The organism is Streptomyces sp. NPDC021562, assembly GCF_040640875.1.
Classification (GTDB): Bacteria; Actinomycetota; Actinomycetes; order Streptomycetales; family Streptomycetaceae; genus Streptomyces.
Map to the genome: position 1 here is coordinate 201348 of NZ_JBFACN010000004.1, position 26315 is coordinate 227662.

At 72.2% G+C, this 26315-nt stretch carries 19 protein-coding genes; 12 read left to right on the plus strand and 7 right to left on the minus strand.

Annotated features, from left to right (window positions below; genetic code table 11):
* Window positions 1-483: 483 nt before the first annotated feature.
* A complete protein-coding gene (locus tag AB0G52_RS07935; RefSeq protein WP_361334719.1) occupies window positions 484-1605 on the plus strand; it encodes an HEXXH motif-containing putative peptide modification protein in 1122 nt (373 codons plus the stop codon).
* Window positions 1606-1732: 127 nt separating this feature from the next.
* Window positions 1733-4735, plus strand: a complete 3003-nt coding sequence (gene fxsT / locus AB0G52_RS07940; RefSeq protein ID WP_361334721.1) for an FxSxx-COOH system tetratricopeptide repeat protein — start codon at window positions 1733-1735, stop codon at window positions 4733-4735.
* Window positions 4736-4837: 102 nt separating this feature from the next.
* Here fxsT and AB0G52_RS07945 read toward each other — a convergent pair whose 3' ends face one another.
* The 4 genes from AB0G52_RS07945 to AB0G52_RS07960 all read right to left on the minus strand — a co-directional run bounded on the left by AB0G52_RS07945 (window position 4838) and on the right by AB0G52_RS07960 (window position 11605).
* Window positions 4838-8665, minus strand: a complete 3828-nt coding sequence (locus AB0G52_RS07945) for a multifunctional oxoglutarate decarboxylase/oxoglutarate dehydrogenase thiamine pyrophosphate-binding subunit/dihydrolipoyllysine-residue succinyltransferase subunit (protein ID WP_132888823.1) — start codon at window positions 8663-8665, stop codon at window positions 4838-4840.
* Between the two features lie 284 nt (window positions 8666-8949).
* Window positions 8950-10068 (minus strand): HAMP domain-containing sensor histidine kinase, encoded by a 1119-nt coding sequence (locus AB0G52_RS07950; protein WP_207921716.1) that lies wholly within the window; start codon window positions 10066-10068, stop codon window positions 8950-8952.
* Entirely contained in the window at window positions 10065-10805 is a 741-nt protein-coding gene (locus tag AB0G52_RS07955; protein ID WP_132888824.1) for a response regulator transcription factor, read from the minus strand. The genes AB0G52_RS07950 and AB0G52_RS07955 overlap by 4 nt, the downstream gene beginning before the upstream one ends.
* A 110-nt stretch (window positions 10806-10915) precedes the next feature.
* A complete protein-coding gene (locus tag AB0G52_RS07960; protein WP_132888825.1) occupies window positions 10916-11605 on the minus strand; it encodes a spermidine synthase in 690 nt (229 codons plus the stop codon).
* Between the two features lie 254 nt (window positions 11606-11859).
* Here AB0G52_RS07960 and AB0G52_RS07965 point away from each other — a divergent pair, with 254 nt between their 5' ends.
* Window positions 11860-12657: a rhomboid-like protein gene (locus AB0G52_RS07965; RefSeq protein ID WP_361334726.1), complete on the plus strand. Its 798-nt coding sequence runs from the start codon at window positions 11860-11862 to the stop codon at window positions 12655-12657.
* Between the two features lie 12 nt (window positions 12658-12669).
* On the opposite strand, the gene AB0G52_RS07970 is transcribed toward AB0G52_RS07965, so the two are convergent.
* Window positions 12670-13473, minus strand: coding sequence for a GNAT family N-acetyltransferase (locus tag AB0G52_RS07970; RefSeq protein WP_361334729.1), 804 nt, complete (start codon window positions 13471-13473; stop codon window positions 12670-12672).
* Window positions 13474-13645: 172 nt separating this feature from the next.
* Here AB0G52_RS07970 and lon point away from each other — a divergent pair, with 172 nt between their 5' ends.
* A complete protein-coding gene (gene lon / locus AB0G52_RS07975) occupies window positions 13646-16066 on the plus strand; it encodes an endopeptidase La (RefSeq protein ID WP_361334731.1) in 2421 nt (806 codons plus the stop codon).
* Window positions 16067-16136: 70 nt separating this feature from the next.
* Here lon and AB0G52_RS07980 read toward each other — a convergent pair whose 3' ends face one another.
* On the minus strand, window positions 16137-16943 hold the full coding sequence (locus AB0G52_RS07980) for a lysozyme (RefSeq protein WP_361334734.1): 807 nt from the start codon (window positions 16941-16943) through the stop codon (window positions 16137-16139).
* 355 nt (window positions 16944-17298) lie between these two features.
* Between AB0G52_RS07980 and AB0G52_RS07985 the strand changes: the two genes are divergently transcribed.
* Entirely contained in the window at window positions 17299-17715 is a 417-nt protein-coding gene (locus tag AB0G52_RS07985) for a MarR family transcriptional regulator (RefSeq protein ID WP_361335126.1), read from the plus strand.
* A 24-nt stretch (window positions 17716-17739) separates the two neighbouring features.
* Here the strand turns inward: AB0G52_RS07985 and AB0G52_RS07990 are convergent, their stop codons facing one another.
* A complete protein-coding gene (locus tag AB0G52_RS07990; RefSeq protein WP_361334737.1) occupies window positions 17740-18528 on the minus strand; it encodes a hypothetical protein in 789 nt (262 codons plus the stop codon).
* Window positions 18529-18935: 407 nt separating this feature from the next.
* On the opposite strand from AB0G52_RS07990, the gene AB0G52_RS07995 reads away from it, so the two are divergent.
* The 7 genes from AB0G52_RS07995 (at window position 18936) to AB0G52_RS08025 (ending at window position 26225) form a co-directional block, all read left to right on the plus strand.
* A complete protein-coding gene (locus AB0G52_RS07995) occupies window positions 18936-22313 on the plus strand; it encodes a nitrate- and nitrite sensing domain-containing protein (protein ID WP_361334740.1) in 3378 nt (1125 codons plus the stop codon).
* Complete coding sequence (locus tag AB0G52_RS08000) at window positions 22310-22813, plus strand: roadblock/LC7 domain-containing protein (protein WP_132888831.1); 504 nt, start codon at window positions 22310-22312, stop codon at window positions 22811-22813. Before AB0G52_RS07995 ends, AB0G52_RS08000 begins: the two co-directional genes overlap by 4 nt.
* Window positions 22810-23232 carry a DUF742 domain-containing protein gene (locus tag AB0G52_RS08005; RefSeq protein WP_132888832.1) on the plus strand — a complete coding sequence of 141 codons (423 nt, stop codon included), beginning with the start codon at window positions 22810-22812 and terminating at the stop codon, window positions 23230-23232. The genes AB0G52_RS08000 and AB0G52_RS08005 overlap by 4 nt, the downstream gene beginning before the upstream one ends.
* Window positions 23213-23848: an ATP/GTP-binding protein gene (locus tag AB0G52_RS08010; protein WP_132888833.1), complete on the plus strand. Its 636-nt coding sequence runs from the start codon at window positions 23213-23215 to the stop codon at window positions 23846-23848. Before AB0G52_RS08005 ends, AB0G52_RS08010 begins: the two co-directional genes overlap by 20 nt.
* A gap of 15 nt (window positions 23849-23863) precedes the next feature.
* A complete protein-coding gene (locus tag AB0G52_RS08015; protein ID WP_132888834.1) occupies window positions 23864-25120 on the plus strand; it encodes a styrene monooxygenase/indole monooxygenase family protein in 1257 nt (418 codons plus the stop codon).
* A gap of 150 nt (window positions 25121-25270) precedes the next feature.
* Entirely contained in the window at window positions 25271-25924 is a 654-nt protein-coding gene (locus tag AB0G52_RS08020) for a TetR/AcrR family transcriptional regulator (RefSeq protein ID WP_132888835.1), read from the plus strand.
* Between the two features lie 10 nt (window positions 25925-25934).
* Complete coding sequence (locus AB0G52_RS08025) at window positions 25935-26225, plus strand: hypothetical protein (RefSeq protein WP_132888836.1); 291 nt, start codon at window positions 25935-25937, stop codon at window positions 26223-26225.
* Window positions 26226-26315: the final 90 nt, after the last annotated feature.

Consider the following 26315-nt stretch of genomic DNA (forward strand, 5'->3'; position numbering starts at 1 on the left):
GCCCTGTGCCCACCGGCGGCGAAGGCACGCCTACGGGCCGACTGGGCCCTGCTGACCGAGGCCGACCGCACCACGCCGGCCACCGCACCCGGCCCCTCGCCGGGGCCCGCCGTCCCCGGACCTGGGGAGGGAACCGCCGTCCCCGGGGCTCGGAAGGGTACCGCCGCGCCCGGTGCGTCGGCGGGGGCCGGTGTTCCCGGGGCCGGTGTGGGGGGTGCTGCGCCCGGTGCGTCGGCGGGCGCTGGGGTTTCCGGGACCGCGGGATGGGTCGCCGCGCCCGGTTCGTCCGCCCGGAACGGGGCCGCCGGGGCCGGTCTAGGGGGTGTTTCGTCGGCCGGGGCTGCTGCTTCCGGTTCGTCGGCGAGGGCTGTTGCACCCCGTGTCCCGGCGGGGGGCGCCGCGTCGGGCTTGTGGGGAGGGGAGGGGGCTTCCGGGGCGGCCGGGGTTCACGGCTCGGTGGCTCGGGTCAGGCTCTGTCATCCGTTGCTCGGGCCCTGGGCCCGGCGGTGTCTGGCCGCGCTCGATCCGCGCAGCGGGGTCCCCGTCGACGAGCGGCGGCGTGAACTCGCGCGCGACCTAGACTACTTCAGTGCCGTGGCGGCGGTCGCCGCGGCCCGTGCCGGGATCGGCTTCACCACGGACCTGACGGCCCGCGACGGGCTGCTGGTGCTGCCCTCGCTGGGTGCCCTGCGCACGGCCGGCCCCCGGGTCCGGGTGGCGTACGGCCAGGGCCGGCTGACGCTCGACCGGACCCCCGTCTTCCTGGAGCACGGCAGCGGCGCCTGGTCCGGCTCCCTCGCCTGGACCTCGGCGTACGCGCTCCCCGGCCTGGTCCCCGGGGCCGCCCCCGTCCCCCTGGACGACCTCGACCCCTACCGCGTCCCGCCCCGCGAACCCGACCAGTACGCCCTCAGCGGCCCGGCCGCCCCGGACGACGCCGAACGCAAGCGGTGGCTGCAGAGCTGGACCGGCACGGCCGCCGCCCTGCGCACGGGCGGCGAGGGACGCCTGACCGAGGCGCTGGCCCTGCTGCGGTGCCTGGTCCCCCTGGAGATGCCACCGGGCTCGGCGGGCCGGGGCAGTTGCAGCGGAACCCGGCGGGAGGCGTTCGGGGCGCTGCTCAGCAGCCTCCCCGCCACCCCGGCCGCCTTCGCGGCGACCCTCGTCCACGAGTTCCAGCACACCAAACTGGCGGCGCTCAGCGAGCTGGTGGAGCTGCACCGGGCGGGACCGGAAGCCCGGTACTTCGCCCCCTGGCGCCCGGACCCGCGGCCGTACGACGGGCTCTTCCAGGGCGCCTACTCGCACCTCGCCCTCGCGGACTTCTTCCAGCGCCGGGCGCTCGGCGGGGAACCGGCGCACAGCGAGTCCGCGTGGGCGGAGTACGCGCGCTACCACGCCCAGGTGGGGGCGGCCCTGCCGGCGCTGGTCGCCTCGCCCGACCTGACGCCGGCGGGCCGGCGGTTCGTGGACGAGATGGCCGCCACCCACGAACGGCTCGCCGCGCATTTGGCGCCCTCGGGGCACACGGCGCGTGCGCAGGCGTACGTGAAGGCGGTACGCGCGCTGTGGACACAGCGTCAGCCCCGTGGGGAATCGCGCTGAAATGACGACTTCTCAGGCTCCGCTGCGCAAAGATCGACAGGCTGAGGTATTCGGTTCCGAGGTCGCCCGACTCCCCAGAGCCGCACCGAGGTTCTAGGATTTTATGTCTACGCGTGGAGGCCGTCGCATGTCTGAAACTCGTACGCCGGTCAGGCCGACCGGGAGGGGGGCCGCGAGGCAGACCGTCACGATCAGCTTCGCCGGGTTCAACCGGGCCTGGGCGGCGTGGATCGGGGACAGGCTGGAGCGGCGCGGGGTCCGGGTCGTCTACGTGCGCTGGGACTCCCCGGCCGAGGAGACCCTGGTGGACCTGCTGCGCGGGCTCTCGCTCGCCGAGGGCCGCGTCCTGATCCTGGTCAGTGAGCGGTACTTCCAGCTCGGCCCGCGGACCTTCGAGGAGTGGAACGCGGCGCTGCGCGAGGTGGTCGCGCCGGACCCCGGCAAGTTCGCCGCGGTGTCCGTCACCAGTACCCAGGTGCCCGCCGCCATCGCCGTACTGGCGCCGGTCGACCTCACCAACATGGGCGCCGACGAGGCGGAGCGCCGCCTGCTGGACCGGCTCGACCTGCCCACCGAGGCCCGTCCGTCGGCGGAGGGCAGCCGCGGCCCGCGCTTCCCGGCCTCGATGCCGGAGGTCTGGGGCGGGGTGCCGCGCCGCAACACGCGTTTCACGGGCCGGGAACCGGTGCTGAACGAGGCGTACCACCTCCTCCAGGGCAGCGAACCGGGCGCGGGCGTGATCACGCTGCACGGCATGCCGGGGGTGGGCAAGACCCAGCTGGCCGCGGAGTACGTCTACCGCTTCGGCTCCGAGTACGACGTGGTGTGGTGGGTCAACGCGGAGAGCCGGGTCACCTACCGCCGCGTCCTCGCGGAACTCTCCACCAAACTCGGCCTCGCCACGGGCGACGAGTACGGCGAACGCCTGCGCGCGGTCCGCGACGCGCTGCGCCGGGGCAGCCCGTACTCCCGCTGGCTGCTGATCCTGGACGGCGCCGACGAGCCCGAGCAGATCTGGGACCTGGTCCCGACCGGCCCCGGCCACGTGATCATCACCTCCCGCAACCCGGAGTGGGGCGAGCACAACAGCAAGCTGCTGGAGGTGAACGTCTACGACCGTGACGAGTCGGTCGCCTTCGTCAGGCGCCGCGCGCCGAGGCTGACCGAGCAGGAGGCCGACCAGCTCGCCGAGGCCCTGGAGGACCTGCCCCTGCTGCTGGACCAGACGGCGGGCTGGCTCAACGACTCGGACCTCTCCGTCGAGGACTACATCGCCCTGCTGGAGGACGGCGTCGACCCCGACGTCGTCAAGGTGTCGGCGGACTTCCCGCTGGCCTTCCAGACCGCGTGGGCGATACTGCTGAACAAGCTCCGCGAGACCGTTCCCGAGTCGGTCGACCTGCTGCGCCTGTGCACCTTCTTCGCGCCGGGCTTCATCCCGGTGCGCCTGTTGCGGGAGATGTCCACCGAAGACCTCCCGGAGCAGCTCACCCGGCTGTTCGACGACCCGCTGCTGTGGAACAAGGCGATCAACCAGCTGCGGCAGTACTCCGTGGTCCGGCTGGAGTCCCACGAGGCCGGCTCGGAGGAGATCCCCTCTCCCGGTGAAGCGGTGTACCTCCACCGGATGGTCCACCAGATCGTCGGCAAGGACATGCCGGAGGCGAGCCGGCGGGAGTTCATCGACGTGGTGCGCCGCGCGCTGGCCGAGGCCGACCCCGGCCGTCCGACCGACACCCGCAACTGGGAGGCGTACGCGGAACTCGTCCCCCACCTGAAGTACGCCGACGTCCTCAACAGCACGGACCGCAAGGTGCAGAACCTGGTTCTCAACTGCCTGCGGTACATGTGGTGGGCGGGGGAGTACACCTCGGGCTGGAAACTCGGCAGGCGGACCGTGAACGCCTGGCGCGAGCTGCTCGGCGAGTCGGACACGCGGGTGTGGGAGGCCACACACCACTACGCCAACCTGCTGCGGTCGGCGGGCCGCTTCGAGGACACCGAGGCGATCGACCGGGAAGCCATGGAGCACCTGCGCCGGGGCGGCGAGCGGTCCCTGGAGTACCTCCGGGCGGCCAACGGGCTGGGGGCCGACCTCCGCGAACTGGCCCGTTACGAGGAGGCCCTCGAACTGGACGACTGGCTGTACCCGGCCTACCGGGAACTCCTCGGCGAGCAGGACTCCCGGACCCTCAACGCCCTGAACAACAAGGGGTACACGCTGCGGCTCATGGGCCGCTACGAGGAGGCCATGGAGGCCGACCGGCAGACCCTGGAGACCCGCCGCCTGGTGCTGACGGGCCGCCACCTCATGACCCTGTTCTCCGAGGTGTCCTACTCCATCGACCTCAGGCTGCTGGGCCGCTACGCGGAGGCCGAGTCCAACAACCTGCGGACCGTCCGCGAGTACAGCCACGTCGGCGGCCTGGGCAGTCCGGACGCGCTGCGGGCCCAGCTCAACCTGGCGCTCTGCCAGTTGCGGACCGGAGAGCGCGCCTCGGCCGGGGCGCTCCTCACCCAGGTGCTGGACGGGTACGAGCGCAAACTCGGCGAGAACCACCTGCGCACGCTGTCCGCCGCCGTCAGCCACAGCTGTTTCAACCGTGAGCACGGCGACATCGACCTGGCCCGCGAGACCAGTGAGTCCATCCTGGCCCGCTACGAGCAACTCCTCGCGGAAGGGCACCCGTTCACCGTCGGCGCCCGAGCGAACCAGGCGCTGGTCCTGCGCAACGTCGGTGAACGCGAGGCCGCCCACGTCCTGATCGAGCAGGCGCTGGCCGGCATGACCGCGGCCGTCGGCGAGTACCACCCGTACACGCTCGGCTGTGCCGTCAACGCCTCCGCGCTGCGCAACCTCATCGGCGAGACGGAGTCCGCCGCGGAGCTGAGCAGGACCACCGTCGCCCGGGCCACCGAGACCCTCGGCCGCACCCACCCCCTCACGCTCTCCGCCCGCGTCGCCCACGCGGCCGACCTGCGCGGTCTGCGCTCCCGGCAGCAGGCCGAGAAGGTCGAGCAGGAGGCGCTGTCCGACCTGGAGGCCACCCTGGGCAGGCAGCACGTCCACACCATCTCCGCCCGCGCCCGCAACCGCCCGTACTGGGACTTCGAACCCCAGGCGAGCTGACGCCCGCCGAAGGCCCAGGTCTGCGACGCCGAAGGGCCCGGCCCCCGTGACGGGGACCGGGCCCTTCTGGTGCGTTGCCGGGGGCCTACGCCTGCCGGGGGCTCACGCCTCGAACACCTCGCGGACCAGCTGCTCCTGCTCCGCCTGGTGCCGCTTCGCGGAACCGACGGCCGGGGAGGAGCTGTGCGGGCGGGAGATGCGGCGCAGGCGCTCGCCGGCCGGGACGTCCGCGCCGACCGCCAGGTCCAGGTGGTCGATCAGGTTGAGGGCGATGAACGGCCAGGCACCCTGGTTCGCCGGCTCCTCCTGGACCCACAGGTACTTCTCGGCGTTCGGGTACTTGTTGACCTCGGCCTGGAGCTCGGCACCCGGCAGCGGGTACAGGCGCTCAAGCCGGATGATCGCCGTGTCCGTGACACCGCGCTTCTCCCGCTCGGCCTCCAGGTCGTAGTAGACCTTGCCGGTGCAGAAGACGACCTTGCGGACCGCGTTCGCGTCCGCCGAGGCGTCGCCGATGACCGGGCGGAACTGCCCGCTCGTGAACTCCTCCGCCTTCGAGGCCGCCGCCTTGAGGCGCAGCATCGACTTCGGGGTGAAGACGACCAGCGGCTTGTGGTGCGGGTTGTGCACCTGCCACCGCAGGAGGTGGAAGTAGTTCGACGGGAGGGTCGGCATCGCGACCGTCATGTTGTTCTGGGCGCAGAGCTGCAGGAAGCGCTCGATACGGGCCGAGGAGTGGTCCGGGCCCTGGCCCTCGTAGCCGTGCGGGAGCAGCAGGGTGACGCCGGACGTCTGGCCCCACTTCTGCTCGGCGGCCGAGATGTACTCGTCGATGACCGACTGCGCGCCGTTGGTGAAGTCGCCGAACTGCGCCTCCCACATCACCAGCGCGTCCGGACGGGCCAGCGAGTAGCCGTACTCGAAGCCCATCACCGCGTACTCGGAGAGCAGCGAGTTGTAGACGTTGTAGCGCGCCTGGTCCTCGGAGAGGTAGAGCAGCGGGGTGTAGTCGAGACCCGTCTCACGGTCGATCAGGACCGCGTGGCGCTGGCCGAAGGTACCGCGCTGCGAGTCCTGGCCGGACAGGCGCACCGGGGTGCCCTCCATCAGCAGCGAGCCGATGGCCAGGGTCTCGCCCATGCCCCAGTCGATGGTGCCGTCCTCGATCATCGCCGCCCGGCGCTGCAGCTGGGGCAGCAGACGCGGGTGGACGGTGAAGTGGTCCGGGATGTTGACCTGGGACTCGGCGATCCGCTTCACGACCTCCGCGGAGATCGCCGTCGGCACGGCGACCGGGAAGCCGTCCTGCGGCTCGCGGACGTCGACGGCGGTCGGCTGCGAGGTGGCCTCGCGGACCTCCGTGAAGACCTTCTCCAGCTGGCCCTGGTAGTCCTGGAGGGCCTGCTCGGCCTCTTCCAGGGTGATGTCGCCGCGACCGATCAGGGACTCGGTGTAGAGCTTGCGCACCGAGCGCTTCTTGTCGATCAGGTCGTACATCAGCGGCTGGGTGAAGGCCGGGTTGTCCGACTCGTTGTGACCGCGGCGGCGGTAGCAGATGAGGTCGATCACCACGTCCTTGTTGAACGCCTGGCGGAACTCGAAGGCGAGCCGCGCGACGCGGACCACGGCCTCCGGGTCGTCGCCGTTCACGTGGAAGATCGGGGCCTCGATCATGCGGGCCACGTCGGTGGCGTACATGGAGGAGCGCGAGGACTCCGGGGCCGCGGTGAAGCCGACCTGGTTGTTGATGACAATGTGGACCGTGCCGCCGGTGCGGTAGCCGCGCAGCTGCGACATGTTCAGGGTCTCGGCCACCACGCCCTGGCCCGCGAAGGCCGCGTCGCCGTGCAGCGCGACCGGCAGGACCGTGAAGTCCGTGCCGCCCTTGTTGATGATGTCCTGCTTGGCGCGGGCGATGCCCTCGATGACCGGGTCGACCGTCTCCAGGTGGGAGGGGTTCGCGGCCAGCGAGACCGTGATCTGCTCGCCGTCCAGGCCGGTGAAGGTGCCCTGGGCGCCCAGGTGGTACTTCACGTCGCCGGAGCCGTGCATCGACTTCGGGTCGAGGTTGCCCTCGAACTCGCGGAAGATCTGCGCGTACGACTTGCCGACGATGTTGGCGAGGACGTTCAGGCGGCCGCGGTGGGCCATGCCGATGACGACCTCGTCGAGGCGGGACTCGGCGGCCGAGTCCAGGACCGCGTCGAGCAGCGGGATGACCGACTCGCCGCCCTCCAGGGAGAAGCGCTTCTGGCCGACGTACTTCGTCTGCAGGAAGGTCTCGAACGCCTCGGCCGCGTTCAGGCGGCGCAGGATCCGCAGCTGCTCCTCGCGCTCCATCTTGGAGTGCGGGCGCTCCACGCGGTCCTGGATCCACTTGCGCTGCTTCGGGTCCTGGATGTGCATGAACTCGATGCCGGTGGTGCGGCAGTACGAGTCGCGCAGCACACCGAGGATGTCGCGCAGCTTCATCATCGACTTGCCGGCGAAGCCGCCGACCGCGAAGTCGCGCTCCAGGTCCCACAGGGTGAGGCCGTGCTCGGTGATGTCCAGGTCGGGGTGCTTGCGCTGCTTGTACTCCAGCGGGTCGGTGTCGGCCATGACGTGGCCGCGGACCCGGTAGGAGTGGATCAGCTCGAAGACGCGGGCGGCCTTGGTGACGTCGTCGTCGTGCGAGGCGTCGATGTCCCGCAGCCAGCGGACCGGCTCGTAGGGGATGCGCAGGGCCTCGAAGATGTCGTCGTAGAAGCCGTTCTCGCCGAGGAGGAGGTTCGCGACCTGACGCAGGAACTCGCCGGAGGCGGCGCCCTGGATGACCCGGTGGTCGTAGGTCGACGTGAGCGTCATGACCTTCGAGACGCCGAGCTTGTTCAGGGTGTCCTGGCTGGTGCCCTGGAACTCCGCGGGGTAGTCCATGGAGCCGACGCCCATGATGACCGACTGACCGGGCATCAGGCGCGGGACCGAGTGGACGGTGCCGAGGCCGCCGGGGTTGGTCAGGGAGACCGTGACGCCGGTGAAGTCGTCCATCGTCAGCTTGTTGTCGCGGGCGCGACGGACGATGTCCTCGTAGGCCTGCCAGAACTCGAAGAAGTTCAGCGTCTCGGCCTTCTTGATGGCCGCGACGACCAGCTGGCGGTCGCCGTTGGGCTTCACCAGGTCGATGGCGAGGCCCAGGTTGACGTGGGCCGGCTTGACCAGGGTCGGCTTGCCGTCCTTCTCGCCGAACGACCAGTTCATCGACGGCATGGCCTTGATGGCCTGCACCATCGCGAAGCCGATCAGGTGCGTGAAGGAGATCTTCCCGCCCCGGGCGCGCTTCAGGTGGTTGTTGATGACGATCCGGTTGTCGAAGAGCAGCTTCACCGGGACCGCGCGGACCGAGGTGGCCGTCGGCAGTTCCAGCGAGGCGTTCATGTTCTTCGCGACGGCCGCGGCGGGGCCACGCAGGGTGACCAGTTCGGGACCCTCGGGCGCGGCGGCGGCGGGCGCGGCCTTCGCGGCGGCCGGCTTGGCGGCGGCCGGGGCGGCGGGCTTCGCGGGAGCCGGGGCCGCGGCGGGTGCGGCGGCCTTGGGCGCCGCGGGGGCGGCCGGCGCGGCAGGAGCCGCGGGCGCGGGCGCCTGGGCGGCGGGAGCGGGCTGCGTGGGCGCCGGGGCGGCCGGAGCCGCCGGCTGGGCCGGCGCCGGTGTCGTGGTGCCCGCGGCCCCCGCGGCCGCGGTACCCGCCGGAGCCGGGGCGGCGGGCGCTCCTGGCTTGTAGTCGGCGAAGAAGTCCCACCAGGCTCGGTCTACCGAATTCGGGTCCTGGAGGTACTGCTGATAGATCTCGTCGACGAGCCACTCGTTCGGTCCGAACGCGGCCGCGGGGTTCTTGCCCGCTTGGTCTGCGTCGGTCGAGATGCTCGAGTTACTGGGGGACTGTGGCGACACGGCGGCAACCGCCCTCTTCCGCTTCACAAGGTTATGGACAGCGGGAATAAAGGCTACGCCTCCCTGGCCGGGAAGGTCAGGCTGAGCAAGGTCATCGTCGCGTAAGTCACACCGGAAAACTTGTTTCAGGGCTTGAAATGGCGGGAAACAAGCGTGGTTCCACTGCGACCGGGCTCAACCGGGCATGGCTCCGCCGGGCCGGGGCCACCGCGTTCCCGACGGTCGCGCGGACCGCAGGTGGATCTTGGGACTCCGGTGCGCACTTTACGTCAACTTGGGACGGATCAAAGCCCCGGAAGAGTGACGATGATCCTGCAACCACGCTCGGATTCGGCCACCCGGATGCCGCCGCCGTGCAGATCCACCGCCCACCGGGCGATCGCGAGCCCCAGCCCCGTACCGCCGTCGCTGCCCGGGCCGTGCGGCCGCCGGACGGCGCCCCGGTTGAAGCGCTCGAAGACGCGGTGCCACTCCGAGCGCGGAATGCCGGGGCCCTCGTCGAGCACTTCCAGCTCCAGCGACTCCGGCTGCGGCCCGCGCCGCGCCCGCACCGTCACCCGGCCGTGCGGCGGGCTGTGCTTGACCGCGTTGTCGATGAGATTCGCCACGACCTGGTGGATGCGCTCCGGATCGGCGTGCGCGGTCAGCTCCGGCGGCGACACGTCCAGGTGCAGGTGCACGTCGGTACGGGTGTGACTGCCGGAGTTCGAGGCCAGCCCGCGCGCCCCGGCGACCATGTTGGCCTCCTTGAGCACCCCCGACAGGTACGGCCACACCTCGAAGCGGCGCTGCCGCAGCGGTACGACGCCGTTGTCGAGGCGGGAGAGGTCCAGCAGGGTCTCCACGAGGCGGCCGAGGCGCTCGGTCTGCTTGAGGGCCGTGCGCATGGTCTCGGTGTCCGGCTCGGCGATCCCGTCCACGACGTTCTCCAGGACGGCCCGCAGGCCCGCGATGGGCGTGCGCAGCTCGTGCGAGACGTTCGCGACCAGTTCCTTGCGCTGGCGGTCCTGGGCCTCCAGCTCGTCGGCCATGACGTTGATCGTCTCGGCCAGGTCGCCCAGCTCGTCCCGCCGGTTCTCGCGCACCCGGCGCGTGTAGTCGCCCTGCGAGATCGACCGGGCCACCGTGTTCATGTCGTCCAGCGGCGCGGTGAGCGAGTGCGCCACGAACTGCGTTATCAGCAGCGTGGCGATCATCGAGAAGACCGTGATGAAGCGGAGCTCCGTCTTGGTGGACACCGCGATCATCGACAGACCCGTGGTGATCAGCACCGAGACGACGACCAGCGCGCCCAGCTTGGTCTTGATCGAGAACGGGCGTACCCCGCCCCAGGGCTGTCCCCCGGGGCCCGAGGGACCTCCTGATCCCCCGTGGCCTCTTGGCCCGGCCGGCCCGCCGCTCATGGCGTCGGGGTCTCCAGCGCGTACCCCACACCGTGCACGGTGCGGATCCGCTCGGCGCCGATCTTCCGGCGCAGCGCCTTGATGTGGCTGTCGACCGTACGGGTGCCCGAGGCGTCCGCCCAGTCCCACACCTCGGCGAGCAGCTGCTCACGGGAGAGCACCGCGCGCGGGGTGTTGGCCAGGCACACCAGCAGGTCGAACTCGGTCGGCGTGAGGTGCACGTCCTCGCTGCGCACCCGCACCCGGCGCTGCGCGTGGTCGATCTCCAGTTCGCCGAGGCGCAGGATGCCGGAGCGGGGCGTGGAGGCGGCGATGGCCGCCCGCTCCACCCGCCGCAGCAGCACGTGCACGCGCGCCGCCAGTTCCCGCATGGAGAACGGCTTGGTCATGTAGTCGTCGGCGCCGACCCCGAGGCCGACCAGCATGTCGGTCTCGTCGTCCCGCGCGGTGAGCATCAGCACCGGCACCGGCCGGGCGGCCTGCACCCGGCGGCAGACCTCCAGACCGTCGAAGCCGGGCAGCATGATGTCGAGGATCAGCAGGTCTGGCTGCCAGGCCTCGGCGGTGTCGACGGCGGCCGGGCCGTCGCCCGCGGTTTGCACGAGGAATCCCTCGGCGCGCAGGCGGGCCGCGATGGCGTCGACGATCGTCTGGTCGTCCTCGACGACCAGAACACGGCGCTGGGCGCCCTGGGTCGCCGTCGCCGTGCCGTTGTGGGAGGTGTGTGTCTGCTCCATCGCCCGCCCCTGTGTGCTTTCCGGAACCAGTGGGGTGATCCCATGACTGCGATTGACGCTTGAATGATCCGCGTCAGGGATGCACATTACGGGGACAGGCGGCGCACTCGCTATCCAGGGCGGACGGCAAGGTGGACGACGTCCGGAACGCCCCGGGCAACCGGGATCTCTTCGGTACGCACCTGCGTGAACCCGGCATTCCGCAAGGTTTCTTCGAATTCCGCCGACGGCTGCGCCGACCAGACGGCGAGTACCCCGCCCGGTCTCAACACCCTTGCGCAGCTTGCCAGTCCGGCCGGTGAGTAAAGGCTCTCGTTGGCCATGTCGACGGTCCAGCCGGGTCCGTTGTCGATGTCCAGGCACAGCGCGTCGAACGTGTCGCATGTCTCATTGACGTACGCCACCAGATCGTCCTCGACGATCACCGTGCGCGGATCGGCGAAGGCGTGCGCGGAGAGCGCGGACAGCGGTCCGTCGCGGTGCCAGTCGACGACCGCGGGCTCCCGCTCCACCACGGTGATCCGCCCCCAGGACGGGTCCCGCGCGGCGTGCGCCAGCGAGAACCCGACGCCGAGTCCGCCGATCAGCACCGCCGGCGCCGCCCGCCCGTCCAGGGCCGCCCGGGCGGCGTCCACCAGCAGCCGCTCCGAGCGGCCGTCGGAGGTGTCCATCAGGAAGCAGCCGTTGGCGATGATCTGCAGCAGCTCGCCGTGCCGGCGCAGCACCACCTCGCCGTAGGGACCGTCGCGCCGGTCCAGGACCACAGGACGGCCGTCGTACGCGGAGACTGCGCTGCTCATGACTGACATCCTGCCCCAACAGGGCTTTGCGGCCATGCGAATTACGGGTGCCGGTCGGTCGCACGGGGGTCACTCGTTCGAGGGGCGGCACGGCGCTTCGCGCCCGCCGGAGGCCGGATGCGGCTCGTAGGGTTCCTCCTGGCCCCTCATGGTTCTTCAGAAAATCCTGAGAATCGTTCGCCGCGTGGCCTCGGTCATAGACAGCGGCTCGCGGGACGGCGAAGGGTGGGGTGAAACGGAAGGAGCCCCTCACCGTGGAACGGACCGCGTGGGCCGCGTCGACGCCCCCGCACGAGCCCCTTCCGGCCGCCTCGCCCGAACCGCTGCCGGGCCCCGAGGTCGCCGTTCTGCTGGACGGTGTGCCACGGCAGCGCGGACCGGCCGCGGAGGTGCTGCCGCCGGCGTCGCGGCCCGCCGCCGTCCCGGTGCGCCTGCTGCCCACCCCCACCGGCACGCCCGTCACCTTCGGCTACACGGCGATCCTCGCCCTCACCTCGCTGTTCGCGAGTCACGTCGGCTCCGGTCCGATGCACGCGATCTACCAGGACTCCAGCACCGACGTGGCGCATCTGCTGCGCACCCCGGTCTTCGTCCTGCTGGCGAGCGCGCTGTGGATCGCGGGCGGGCTGCTGTCGCCGTACGCCCTCGCCTTCGTGCTCGCGCTGACCGCGCTGGAACGGCGGATCGGGGGCGCCCGCGCGATCCTCGTCTTCCTCACCGGCCACGTGCTGGCCACCCTCGGCACCGAGGTGCCGGTCGGCCTCGCGGTGCTGGTGGGCCACCTCCCCGAGACCTCGCTGCACCGCCTCGACTACGGCATCAGCTTCGGCGTCGCCGCGAGCCTCGGCGCGCTCTGCGGTCTGCTCGTTCCCTGGCTGCGCTGGCCGCTGCTCGCCCTGGTCGCCGCCACCCTGCTGTCCGACCTGATCGACTTCGAGGACCCGATGACCAACTGGGGCCACCTGCTGGCGCTGGCCGTCGGCACGGCACTGTGGCCGACGGTACGGCGCTGGCAGCGGGAGGGAACGAGCACCGGTGCCGTACCGGTCTGAGCCGCGGGCGCTTCAGCGGGCCGGAGTCCAGACGTAGGGGGTCGTGGTCGTCACGGCTCTGAAGCCCAGGCGGGCCAGGATCGGGGCGCTGTCCGGCGACGCCTCCACCAGGACGTGGGCCGCCCCCCTGGCCGTCGCCCGGGCCGCCCGCAGGGACACCAGGGCGCGGTAGACGCCCTTGCCGCGCCAGTGGGCCAGCGTCGAGCCGCCCTGCAGCATGGCGAAATCGGTGTCCGGCCGGAAGGTGACCCAGGCCGCCGAGACGATCTCCCCGGCCGCCTCGGCGACGTAGATCTCCGTGCCGTCGGGGTCCGCCGCCAGCAGGCCCCTCAGATGGTCGGCGACCCAGGCCAGGTCCTGGTCCCACACCCGCGTCTCCAGGGCGGCGACCCGGTCCAGGTCCGCGTCGTCGGTGACCGGGCGGAGCGTCACCCCGGCGGGCGGCACGGAGGACGCCACGGCCGGTTCCCCGGCCGGCGCGATCACCACCGTCTCCGTGGGCTCGGGCACGAAGCCCGCCGCCCGCAGCCGGTCCGTGAGGTCGGCCGGGGTGTCGTAGCCGTACACCTTCCACTCCACCGACTCCCCGCGCGCCGCGAAGAAGTCCCGCTGCCGGGCGATCAGCGCGTCCAGCTCCGGGCCGGGCAGTCCGCCCCAGTCGCGGGGGCCGGTCACGAAGCCCCGGGGCCGGCCCACCACCCGGAGCACCGGGCCGTCGTGTGCGTACGTGACGCCCGGCGCCGGGGTGGGCCGGACGGCGCGCATCTGGAGGTCGTAGGCGGCGAGCAGGTCCGCCGTGCTGTCGGTGTCCGTCACCGGCCGACCGTACGGGGAATGCGCCCGTGCCGATCAACTGTTTTTCCGGCCGCGCGACCGGCTCCGGCCAGGTCATCACGTGATCGCCCAGAGCGAACATATGCACGGGAACATTTCTCGGTGCCCGAGCATTGAGTCTCCATAGCTCAAGTTCACTGCCGAAGGGGAGATCATGGCTTCGACGTCCGCATCACTCACCCTCCCTGTGCTGCCGCTCGACGGCGAAGTCGTGCTGCCCGGGATGGTGGTCCCGCTGGACCTCAAGGACCCCGATGTCCGTGCCGCCGTGGAAGCGGCGCAGGCCGCCGCCCGTACCGAACCCGGCAAGCCCAGGGTGCTGCTGGTGCCGCGGATCGACGGCTCCTACCCGGGCACCGGCGTGCTCGGCACCGTGGAGCAGGTCGGCCGGCTCGCCGACGGTGACCCGGGCGCGCTGATCCGCGGCCGCCACCGGGTCCGCATCGGCGCCGGCACCACCGGCCCGGGTGCCGCCCTGTGGGTGGAGGGCACCCGCGTCGACGAGAACGTCCCGGACCCGGTGCCCGGTCACGTCACCGAACTGGTCAAGGAGTACAAGGCCCTCGCCACCGCCTGGCTGCGCAAGCGCGGCGCCTGGCAGGTCGTGGACCGGGTGCAGGCCATCGACGACGTCTCCGCGCTCGCCGACAACTCCGGTTACTCGCCCTTCCTGACCACCGAGCAGAAGATCGAACTGCTGGAGACGGTCGACGCCGTCGCCCGGCTCAAGCTCGCCACCCAGCAGCTGCGCGACCACCTGGCCGAGCAGGAGGTGGCCGAGACCATCGCCAAGGACGTCCAGGAGGGCGTCGACAAGCAGCAGCGCGAGTTCCTGCTGCGCCGTCAGCTGGAGGCCGTCCGCAAGGAGCTGCGCGAGCTGAACGGCGACTCCGCCAAGGAGGGCGAGGAGTCCGACGACTACCGCGCCCGCGTGGAGGCCGCCGACCTCCCGGAGAAGGTCCGCGAGGCCGCCCTCAAGGAGGTCGACAAGCTGGAGCGGTCCAGCGACCAGTCCCCCGAGGGGTCGTGGATCCGCACCTGGCTGGACACCGTCCTCGAACTGCCGTGGAACGAACGGACCGAGGACGCGTACGACATCCAGGGCGCCAAGGCGGTCCTGGACGCCGAGCACGCCGGTCTGGAGGACGTGAAGGAGCGGATCACCGAGTACCTGGCGGTGCGCAAGCGCCGCACCGACCGGGGGCTCGGGGTCATCGGCGGCCGCCGCGGCGGTGCCGTGCTGGCGCTCGTGGGCCCGCCCGGCGTCGGCAAGACCTCGCTCGGTGAATCGGTCGCGCACGCCATGGGCCGCAAGTTCGTCCGCGTCGCCCTCGGCGGTGTGCGGGACGAGGCCGAGATCCGCGGTCACCGGCGGACGTACGTCGGCGCCCTGCCCGGCCGGATCGTGCGGGCGATCAAGGAGGCCGGTTCGATGAACCCGGTCGTCCTGCTCGACGAGATCGACAAGGTCGGCTCCGACTTCCGGGGCGACCCGGCGGCGGCGCTGCTGGAGGTCCTCGACCCGGCGCAGAACCACACCTTCCGCGACCACTACCTGGAGGTCGAACTCGACCTGTCCGACGTGGTCTTCCTGGCCACCGCCAACGTCCTGGAGGCCATCCCGGAGGCCCTGCTCGACCGTATGGAGCTGGTCCGCCTGGACGGCTACACCGAGGACGAGAAGGTCGTCATCGCCCGTGACCACCTGCTGCCGCGCCAGCTGGAGCGGGCGGGGCTCGACGCGGACGAGGTGACCCTGGCCGAGAGCGCGCTGCGCAAGCTCGCCGGCGAGTACACGCGGGAGGCGGGCGTGCGCACCCTGGAGCGGTCGATCGCCCGGCTGCTGCGCAAGGTCGCGGCCCAGCACGAACTGGGCGACCGGGAGCTGCCGTTCACGATCACGGACGCGGACCTGCGCGCCCTGATCGGCCGGCCGCACCACGTGCCCGAGTCCGCCCAGGACCCGGCCGAGCGGCGGACCGCGGTCCCCGGTGTGGCCACCGGTCTCGCGGTCACCGGAGCGGGCGGCGACGTCCTCTTCGTGGAGGCCTCGCTGGCCGACCCGGAGACCGGCGCGGCGGGCCTGACCCTCACCGGCCAGCTGGGCGACGTGATGAAGGAGAGCGCGCAGATCGCCCTGTCCTTCCTGCGCTCGCACGGCGCCGAACTGGAGCTGCCGGTCGGCGACCTGAAGGACCGGGGGGTGCACATCCACTTCCCGGCGGGCGCCGTCCCCAAGGACGGCCCGAGCGCGGGCGTCACGATGACCACGGCGCTGGCGTCGCTGCTCTCCGGGCGGCTGGTCCGCACGGACGTGGCGATGACCGGTGAGGTCTCGCTGACCGGCCGGGTGCTGCCCATCGGCGGCGTGAAGCAGAAGCTGCTCGCCGCGCACCGCGCCGGGGTGACGACCGTCATCATCCCGAAGCGCAACGAGGCCGACCTGGACGACGTCCCGGCCGAGGTGCTGGACAAGCTCGACGTCCACGCCGTGACCGACGTCCGGCAGGTCCTGGAACTGGCGCTCGCGCCCGCCACCAGCGGGGCGACGCCGGAGGTACCGGCAGCGGCGTGACGGACGCTGCCGGGCACGGCAGGGCCCGGGTCCCCGAACGGGGCCCGGGCCCTCGCCCGCTCCGGGAGGGTCAGCCGTTGGCGAGCGCGACCACGCTGTCCAGGGTCCCGTTGAACTTGTCGTGGTCCCCGACCGTCGGACCGGTCGACGTGTACTGCCACATCGTGTACGACGACCAGCCCGCCGGCAGCGTGCCCACCTCGGAGGCGTACCGGGCGACCCAGAGCGGGTTGGCGGCGGCGAACCCGGCGTAGTTGCCGGTGCAGTCGGACCACCAGCTCGTCGCCGTGTAGATGACGGCGTTGCGGCCCGTGCGCGCCTTGTACCGGTTCAGGAAGTCGGTGATCCAGCCGACCATCCCGCTCGCGGACTTGCCGTAGCAGGCGTCGCCGTACGGGTTCCACTCGATGTCGAGGACGCCGGGCAGGGTCCGGCCGTCCTTCGACCAGCCGCCGCCGTGGTCGACGAAGTAGTCGGCCTGGGCGGCGCCGCCCGTGGTGTCCGGGGTCGCGAAGTGGTAGGCGCCGCGGATCATGCCGACGTCGTAGGAGCCGTTGTACTGCTGGGCGAAGGACGGGTTCGTGTAGTACGTGCCTTCCGTCGCCTTGCTGTACGCCCATCGGACCCCGCTGCCCAGCAGCGTCGACCAGGCGACGTCGCCCTGGTAGCTGGCGACGTCGACACCCTCGGTCTGGGTGGCCAGGCCGGTTCGGGGCGTGCCGTTCTGGCCGTCGTGGGCCAGCACGCCCGTGCCCATGTAGGCCGAGCCGCGGGCGGGCACGGCCGGGTCGGCGTGGACGGGGGCGGGGGAGAGCGCCGCGCACAGCAGGGCGGCGAGCGTGGTGAGCAGGGCGGGGGCGGGTCTGAGCTGGGGCATGCCGTGCCTCCGTGGGGTGAGGGGGATCCCAGGTATGCCAGAGCCGACCGGTACGACCGGTGCGACACGAGGGACCACGAGCCGAGGTCACACGGGTCGACCACCGGCGTCCGCGCGCCCCCGCCGGTTCCGGCGGGGCGGCGGAAGAGGGGGTCCGGAGGCTGCCGCTGGTATACGCCTGCGAAATACTTGGTGAGCGGGGCGACGACAGGGTGTGACCCGGACTTTCCGTGATGCTTTCAGTGATGCGAGACCGATCAGGGGTGCTGACGTGCACGAGGACGACAAGGGCGAGGGGCGCCGCCCTGCCACCGGGCCGGCGCCGACGCCGCCGGCCGGCGCGGACCAGGAGTTCCTGGCCCTGGAGCGCGAGTTGACGGTGCTGCTGCGGCGCGCCCGCGCCAGCCAGGGCGAGATGGCCCGGGAGGTCCACCCCGACCTGGAGTCCGCCGCCTACGGGCTGCTGGTCCGGCTCGACGAGACCGGCGGCCGGCGCGCCACCGAACTCGCCGCCTACATCGGCGTCGGCAAGGCCACCATGTCCCGTCAGCTGCGCGCCCTGGAGGAGCTCGGCCTGATCGCCAGGGAACCCGATCCGGCCGACGGACGGGCCTGGCTGGTCGCCCTCACCGAGGAGGGCCGGCGCCGGGTCGGCCGCGTCCGCGAGGCACGCCGCGGCCGCTACGTCCGCCAGCTCGCCCACTGGCAGCGCTCCGAGGTCGCCGAACTGGCCCGTCTGCTGCACGAGTTGAACGGCGTCATGGAGAAGTAGCCGGCACTCCCCGCCGGGCGGACCTCACAGCTCGACGTAGACCACCGTCGCGTCGTCGTGCGTCTTGCTCCGCCCCAGGAACACCCGTTCCTCCCGGTCGGCCGCCTCCAGCTCGCGCACCCGCTCCACCAGGGCCCGCGCGCCCTCCTTGCGCACGAGGTCGAACAGGGCCGTCCAGTCGCCCTCGCGGAACGTCTCGGTCCAGCGGGTCGCCCCGTCCGTGAGCGCGACCAGGGCGGCCACCTCGGAGCGCGGCACGGTCCCGGTGACCGCGCGGGCGGCCACCGCCGGGTCGGCGGCGGCCGTGAAGAAGCCGCCCTCCTTGTTGCGGACCCTGGCGTCGACGATCGCGGCCGAGGCGAGGAAGGCGCGGGGGACCCGGTCCAGGCGGTCGTCCAGGACCGGGGTGAGCGCCCCGCCGGGGGAGCGCAGGAGCAGCGCGGAGTCGGACAGGACGAGGTACTCGACGGCGTCCTCGGACCACCGGGTCACGACGGCCGTCGCCTGGGGCGTACGCGGGTGAGAAAGGTCACAGGTGGCCTCGTGCCCGGCGGCCGTACGGCGGATCGCCTCGCCGAGGATCTCCCGCAACGTCAGATCTCTTCGCGAAACGGTCAGTTCGGTCAGCGCCCCGCCCAGTCGCGCCGTGAACCAGGGGACCGAATGCAGACACCCGGTGCCGTCCCGCGGCGGCGTGACACCGTCCAGGACGATCGCGCAACCCCCCTGTCCGGAGGCAGGAAGGCAGACCCCGGCGAAGTCCTCGTTGGGGCGGTCCGCGGAGCCGGGTTCCGACATCACCTCAGTACGCATTCAGCCAGTCTGCACGACCCCTTCACAGGCTTCACGAGAGGCTGGCAACAACCCGGGAAACGGCACGCTCTCGCAGGTCAGCCGCCTGTTTTGGGCTGGAATGGCGCACTCCGGGAAGGCGTGTCGGCGAATACTGCCAAAGCCTGCCCTCCGCGTCCAACCGGCCAGCCGGAAAAGGCCCCCGCACAGTCCACCGGAACTTGCCCGCCAACTCCCCTCCGATGTTCACTCCTTCGGGTGGCGGGTCGAATGATGCGAGACCCCCGCCCACCGGCGCTGGGAGGGTCGGGGACCGACATATCGGTGCACATGAGCAAGAGCACGCACCACTTGGCACCGAAATGCCGGGATGATGACGGGGTGCCACCCGGCCCCTTGGGTACACGAGTTCAGGAATGCGAGCACCGGTGCAGAAGACGCGGCCTCGGCGCACAGGCAAGAAGACGGCCTCCGAAGCGGGCGCCGTCGTCCCCGTCGGCTCCGGCCGCCGCAAGCACGTCCGGACCCGGCTGATCGTGGCCGTGGCCGTGGTGGCCGCCGCCATCGCCGGAGCGGGCGCGCCCGCGCTGCTGACCGCCTCCGGGCAGCTGAGCGACTCCCAGGAACTGGTGACCCTCGCCGGCCGCACCCAGGACGCGCTGGCGCTCGCCAACTCCCTCGCCGACGAGCGCGACGAGGTCACCACCTACATCGCGGCGGGCCGCGCCAAGTCCAAGGCGCCCTCCGAGGACCGCAGCGCCCGCGTCGACCGCCAGGTCGAGGACCTGCGCGCGGACACCGACACCCCCGGCTGGCTGCGCACCGACCTCGACGGCATCGCCGCCGTCCGACGCGCCGCGCTCACCGGGAAGAGCACCGCCCTGCAGGCGCACGACGCGTACTCGCGGACGATCGCCGAGCTGCACCGGCTCGCCGAGCAACTGGCCGAGCAGACGCCGGCCAGGGCCGGCTCCGGCGCCCACGCGTACGCCGAGCTCGACACCGCCGTCCAGCAGTCCGCCGCCGCCCGCGGCCTGCTCCTGGCCGCCCTCAGCATCCCGAGCAGCACCCGGACCACGATCAGCCCGCTCACCGGGCTGCCGGTCACCAGCACCACCACCTCCGCAGCCGACCAGAAGCAGCGCGACGCCCTCTCCGCCGCCGCCCAGCAGGCCAGGCTGCGCGCGGACGCGGCCCTCGCCGACTTCCACGACACCGCGCCCGCGGCGGCGATCGAGTCCTACGACTCCACGGTCACCGGAAACGACGTCAACGCCGCCGACAGGTACCTGGCCGCCCTCACCGACCAGCCGACCCTCTCCGACGCCGACCTCGCCACCAGCTCCAAGAAGCTCGACGCGGCGCTGTCCGCGCGGGTCGAGCTGATGCGGGGCGTGGAGTCCGCCCTCTACGACCACCGCACCAAGGACCTCGCGAAGCTCCGCGACGACGACGTCACCGCGCTGGAGATCCGCGTCGCGGTGGTCGGCGCCCTGATGCTGGTGGCCGTCGGCATCGCCACGGCCATGGCCCGCAGCCTCACCCGCCCGCTGTCCGTGCTGCGCCGCGGCTCGGCGCGGCTCGCCGAGGCGGAGGACCCGCGCACCCAGGAACCGGTGCGGTTCACCGGCCGCAACGACGAGTTCGCCCAGGTCGTCCGCTCCGTCAACGCCCTGCACGCGCACAGCGTCGAGCTCTACGAGCGCATCGCCACCCTGGAGACCGACCGCAAGCACCTGGTCGGCCAGCGCCAGAAGATGGCCGACGCCCGCGAGGAGCTGCGCGCCGAACTGGCCGACTCCGCCGCCCAGCTGGAGCGGCTGCGCACCAGCATCGGCGGCACCTTCGTCAACCTCGCGCTGCGCACCCTCGGCCTGGTCGAACGCCAGCTCGCCGTCATCGAGGGCCTGGAGGAGCGCGAGCACGACCCGGACCGCCTGGCGACCCTCTTCAAGCTCGACCACTTCGCCACCGTGATGCGCCGCCACAGTGAGAACCTCCTGGTCCTCGCCGGTACCGAGCACGTCCAGCAGCACGCCGGGTCGATCCCCCTGGTCGACGTCGTCCGGGCGGCGGTCAGCGAGATCGAGCGCTACGAGCGGGTCCGTATCGCCGCGCTGCCGCCCCACGCGCACGTGGCCGGTTTCGCCGCCGACGACCTCTCCCACCTCCTCGCCGAGCTGATGGAGAACGCCACCGCGTCCTCCCCGCCCGACGTCCCCGTGGAGATCTCCGGCTGGCTGCTGGAGAGCGGCGAGGTCATGCTCTCCGTGCAGGACGAGGGGATCGGCATGGCGGCCGACCGCATGGTCCGCCTCAACAGCCGCCTCGCCGAGTTCGACCCGGAGTCGCCGTACGACCAGGAGGGCGAGGACGGTCTCGGCCTCGGCCTCTACGTGGTGGCCCGGCTGGCCCACCGGCACGGCGTCCGCGTGCAGCTGCGCGAGCAGAAGCAGGGCGGGGTGGCGGCGGTCGTCGTCCTGCCCCAGTCCCTGCTGGCGGCGCCCCCCGCGGCGGTGGCCCCGGCCTCCGCGGCCACCGCGACCGGCACCTTCTCGCTGCCCGGCGCGGACGCGGAGGCCAACTCCAACGTCCTGCACGGCCGCGCCACGTCGGGCGACCCGCTGGTGACGCTGGCGGAGCACGCGGTGGCCGCCCACGAGGCCGACGAGGACCCCGGGCACGAGCAGGCGGCGCCGCCGGAGACGCCCGCCGAGACGACGATGGAACTCCTCCTCCCGGACCTCGCACCGACGGAGCCCGAACCCCGCCCCACCACCCCCGCCGACCAGCCGGAGACCGTGTCCGCCGGTGAACAGCCACGCCCCGCCGCACCCGGCGACCGGTCCGGCGCCGTTCCTCCGGGGGACGCCTTCGGGTCTGCCCCGGCCGGGGAGCGGCCGCGGGTCGATGCATCCGAGGAGCGGCCGCGAGGCGCGTCGGCGGCGGAGCAGCCCCGCCCCGACGTGTCCGGCGACCAGTCCGACGTCTTCCCTCCGGCGGACCGCTCCGGGCCCGTCGAGGGTGGGCCCCGGGCCGCCGAGGCCTGGGGCCGGTCGCGAGGCGTGTCCGTGGGAGAGCAGTCCCGGATCGGCGTGCCCGACGACCAGCCCCATGCATACCCTCCCGCGGCCCGTCCCGGGCTGACCGAAGCCGGGGAGCAGCCCCCTGCCGCCGAGGCCTGGGGGCGTGTGGGGGAGCAGTCGGGGGCCGCCGCGTCCGGAGGCCGGGCCGGGGCCGTTCCTCCGGGGGAGCACTCCGGGTCCGGGCCGGCCGGGGAACAGGGGCGCGCCGTGCCGTCGGCGGGGCTGCCCTGGGGGGCCGGGAGTGAGGGGCGGGCGCATCCCGCGGACGCGGAGGTCCGGAGTCGGCCGTCGACCGCGGCCGGTGACGGTGAGCGCGTGCCGCCGGGGACGCCCGGGTCCGGCGACGGCACCCGCACGGGTGGGAGCGCCTTCGGGGGATCCGAGGAACACGCCCGCCCGCTGCCCGCACCCGGCGACGGCGGTGACGCCCTCGCCGACGCCGAGGACCCCGTCACCAGCAAGGGCCTCCCCAAGCGCACCCCCAAGATCACCGCGCCCGCTCCGCCGCCCCGCCAGCGCGGCACCGGCGTGGACGCCGAGGCCCTCCGCCGCAGGCTCGGCGGCTTCCGCCGCGGCGCCGACGCGGGGCGGCGCGACGTCGAGGCGGAGATCGCCGAACAGACCGGCCAGAACCAGGTGCCGAGCAACGCACCGGCCGGACGCGCGACAGCCGTATCCGAAGAAGCCACGGGGGGCACAGTCGAGGAGGCAAGCAGTTGACCGCGCCCAGTACCTTCGGACTGAGCAGTGAGGCACGCAACCTGCACTGGCTGCTGAGCAACCTCGTCGAGGAGGTGCCAGGTATCCAGTCGGTCGCCGTGGTCTCCTCGGACGGCCTCCTCCTGCTCTCCTCGGACACCAGCCGGAACGAGGCGGCCCGCGAGGCGCAGAGCGAGAGGCGCACCGGCCCGCGCGGCTCCGCCGCCGACCTCGCCACCATCGTCTCCGGCATCGGCAGCCTCACCGTCGGCGCCGCGAAGCTGATGGACTTCGGCCCGGTCAAGCACACGATGGTCGCGATGGACGAGGGCAGCCTCTTCGTGATGTCCATCAGCGACGGCTCGCTGCTCGGCGTGCACGGCAGCGCGGAGTGCGACATGAGCGTCGTCGCCTATCACATGGCCCTGTTCGTCGGCCGCGCCGGTCACGTCCTGACCCCCGAGCTCCGCAGCGAGCTACGGAAATCACTGGAGAACGACGCGCCGAGGAGCGGCCGATGAGCAGCGCGCCGAAGAACCACAGGCAGCACCTCCCGGTCCGCGGCGGCGACCGCAAACCCGCCCGCGTCCGCCCCTACTCGCTCACCGGCGGCCGTACCCGCTTCGGCCACGTCCTCCTCGTGGAGACGTTCGTGGCGGCCCTGGAGGCCCCGGAGGAGCGCAAGGAACTGACGAATGGCTCCCTCAACACCCGGGTGATGCCGGAGCTGCAGGCCATCGTCGAGCTGTGCCGCCGTATGCGTACGGTGGCCGAGATCGCCGCGCTGCTGAAGATGCCGCTCGGCGTGGTCCGGGTCCTGCTCAGTGACCTCGCGGACCAGGGAAAGATCCGTGTGTACGGAACCGGAACCGGTCACGGCGTCGGCCGCCCGGACCGCGCTCTGCTGGAAAGGGTGCTGAGTGGACTACGCCGTCTCTGACGCCGCCGGCGTCAACCCGCTCCTCGACGGGGAGGAGCACGTGCGGTCGTGGCAGACGGACCGCAGCCGGGCCCCGATCGCGACGAAGATAGTCGTGGCGGGCGGTTTCGGCGTCGGCAAGACCACGCTGGTCACCGCCGTCTCGGAGATCACGCCCCTGCAGACCGAGGCGCTGATGACCGAGGCGAGCGAGGAGACCGACGACCTCACCGCCACGCCCGGCAAGCTCACCACCACCGTGGCCATGGACTTCGGCCGCATCACGCTCGACGACGACCTGGTGCTCTACCTGTTCGGCACGCCGGGCCAGCAGCGGTTCTGGTTCATGTGGGACGACCTGGTGCGGGGCGCGATCGGTGCCGTCGTCCTCGCGGACACCCGGCGGCTGAAGGACTGCTTCCCGGCGCTCGACTACTTCGAGAGCTGCGGGCTGCCGTACGTCGTCGCGGTCAACCACTTCGACGGCAGCGAGCGCTTCGAACCCGAGGACGTGCGCGAGGCATTGACGATTCCGCCGCGCATACCTGTAATGATCATGGATGCCCGCCGTCGTGTCCCGGTGATCGAGACCCTGTTGTCCCTGGTCGCCCACGCGCTGGACGAAACCCCCGAGTAGGAGAACGGTCCCCGTATGCGGAAGATACTCGTCGTGGGGGCCGGTCAGTCCGGTCTCCAGCTCGCCCTCGGCCTCCAGTCGCACGGCTACGAGGTCACCCTGATGTCGAACCGGACCTCGGACGAGATCCGTTCCGGCCGGGTCATGTCGACGCAGTGCATGTTCCACACGGCACTGCAGCACGAACGCGATCTCCAGCTGAACTTCTGGGAGTCCCAGGCCCCGAAGATCGAAGGACTCGGCGTCTCGGTCGCGGCCCCCGGCTCCTGGGGCGAGGGTCCCGCGGCCCGCGCGATCGACTGGGTGGGCAGGCTCGACGGGTACGCGCAGTCGGTCGACCAGCGGGTGAAGATGGCCGGCTGGATGGAGACCTTCGCGCAGCGCGGCGGCCAGCTGGTCATCCACGGCGCGGCCGTCGGCGACCTCGACTACTTCTCCCGCGCCTACGACCTCGTCCTGGTCTCGGCCGGCAAGGGCGAGCTGGTGTCCATGTTCGGCCGCGACGCCGCCCGTTCCCCGTACACGGAGCCGCAGCGGGCCCTCGCCGTCGCCTACGTCCACGGCCTCGGCCCGCGCCCCGAGCACCCGGACTTCCGCGCGGTCCGCTGCAACCTGGTCCCCGGCGTCGGCGAGCTCTTCGTCATGCCCACCCTGACCACCTCGGGACCCGCCGACATCCTCTTCTGGGAGGGCATACCCGGCGGCCCGCTGGACGTCTTCAACGGCGTCAAGGACCCCTCGGAGCACCTCTCCCTGACCCTGGAACTCATGGAGCGGTACACGCCCTGGGAGTACGCGCGGGCCGGCAAGGTCGAACTGACCGACGCCGGCGGCACCCTCGCCGGCCGCTACGCCCCCACCGTCCGCAACCCGATCGGCCGGCTCCCCGGCGGCGGCCTGGTGCTGGGCGTCGCGGACGTGGTCGTGGCCAACGACCCGATCACCGGCCAGGGCTCCAACTCGGCCGCCAAGTGCGCGGCCTCCTACCTCGCCTCGATCCTCGAACACGGTGAGAAGGAGTTCGACGAGGCCTGGATGCAGGCGACGTTCGACCGCTACTGGAACACGGCCCAGCACGTCACCAAGTGGACGAACGCGATGCTGGCGCCGCCGCCGGAGCACATCCTCAACCTGATCGGCGCCGCCGGCCAGCTCCAGCCGGTCGCGGACCGCTTCGCCAACGCGTTCAACGACCCGGCCGACTTCGAGAACTTCTTCTACGAGCCGGAGAAGACGGAGGCGTACCTGGCCTCGGTGAGCGTCGGCGCCTGATCGCCTGTCGGCCGCGGGCACGTCGTGCTTGCTCGCGCAGTTCCCCGCGCCCCGTCAGGGGCGCGGGGAACTGCGCGACCGGCCACGATGCACCCGCACCCGGCCACCACCCCATCGCGGCACCCCCGGCGGAACACATACCCTGCACATATGACCCCGCAGGCCGCCACCCCCGCCTACCGCAGGCTGTCCGTCGAGGAGCGGCGCAGCCAGCTGCTCGACGCGGCCCTCTCCCTCTTCGCGCACCGCCTGCCCGAGGACGTCTCGCTGGACGACGTGGCGGAGACGGCCGGGGTCTCCCGTCCGCTGGTGTACCGGTACTTCCCGGGCGGCAAGCAGCAGCTCTACGAGGCCGCGCTCAGGTCCGCCGCCGAGGAGCTGGAGCACTGCTTCGACGAACCCCGCGAGGGCCCTCTGCTGCCCCGGCTGTCCCGGGCCCTCGACCGCTACCTGACCTTCGTCGACCAGCACGACGCGGGTTTCAGCGCCCTGCTCCAGGGCGGCAGCGTGGTGGAGACCTCGCGGACGACGGCGATCGTGGACGGCGTACGGCGGGCCGCCGCGCAGCACATCCTCAGCCACCTCGGCGTCGCCGGCCCCGGCCCCCGGCTCCGGATGACCGTCCGGATGTGGATCACCGCGGTCGAGGCGGCCTCCCTGATCTGGCTGGACGAGGAGAAGCAGCCGCCCGTCGAGGAGCTGCGGGACTGGCTGGTCGACCAGTTCGTCGCCGTGCTGAGCGTGACCGCGCGCCGTGACCCGCAGACGGCCGCCCTCGTCGACGCGCTCGCGGCGGATGGCTGAAACTGGTGCCGTGAAGAGTCAGGACACCCCCTTCGAGGGCGGCCCCATGGACGGGCGGGTGCTCCCCGTGCTGCTCGGCATGACCGGCCACCCCCCGAAGACGTACCGCATCCCGGTCCCGGACCCGGACGGCGGCCCGCCCACCGTCCTGGTCTACCGCCGCGTCCCCCGCGGCCAGAGCAAGCGCCTGGGCCTGACCCAGGGCTGGAAGTACGCGTACGACCCGACGGGCAAGGGCGGCGGCAGCGGCGCCGGCAGGCCGAAGTGGCCGTGGTCCAGGCCGGCTGACACCGACGGGTGACATCGTTGCGCCGAACCGCGCACACGTACGGTACAAACCGGCCATACATGTCTGATTATCGCCGATGCGGCACGGAGGGTCCGTCCCGCA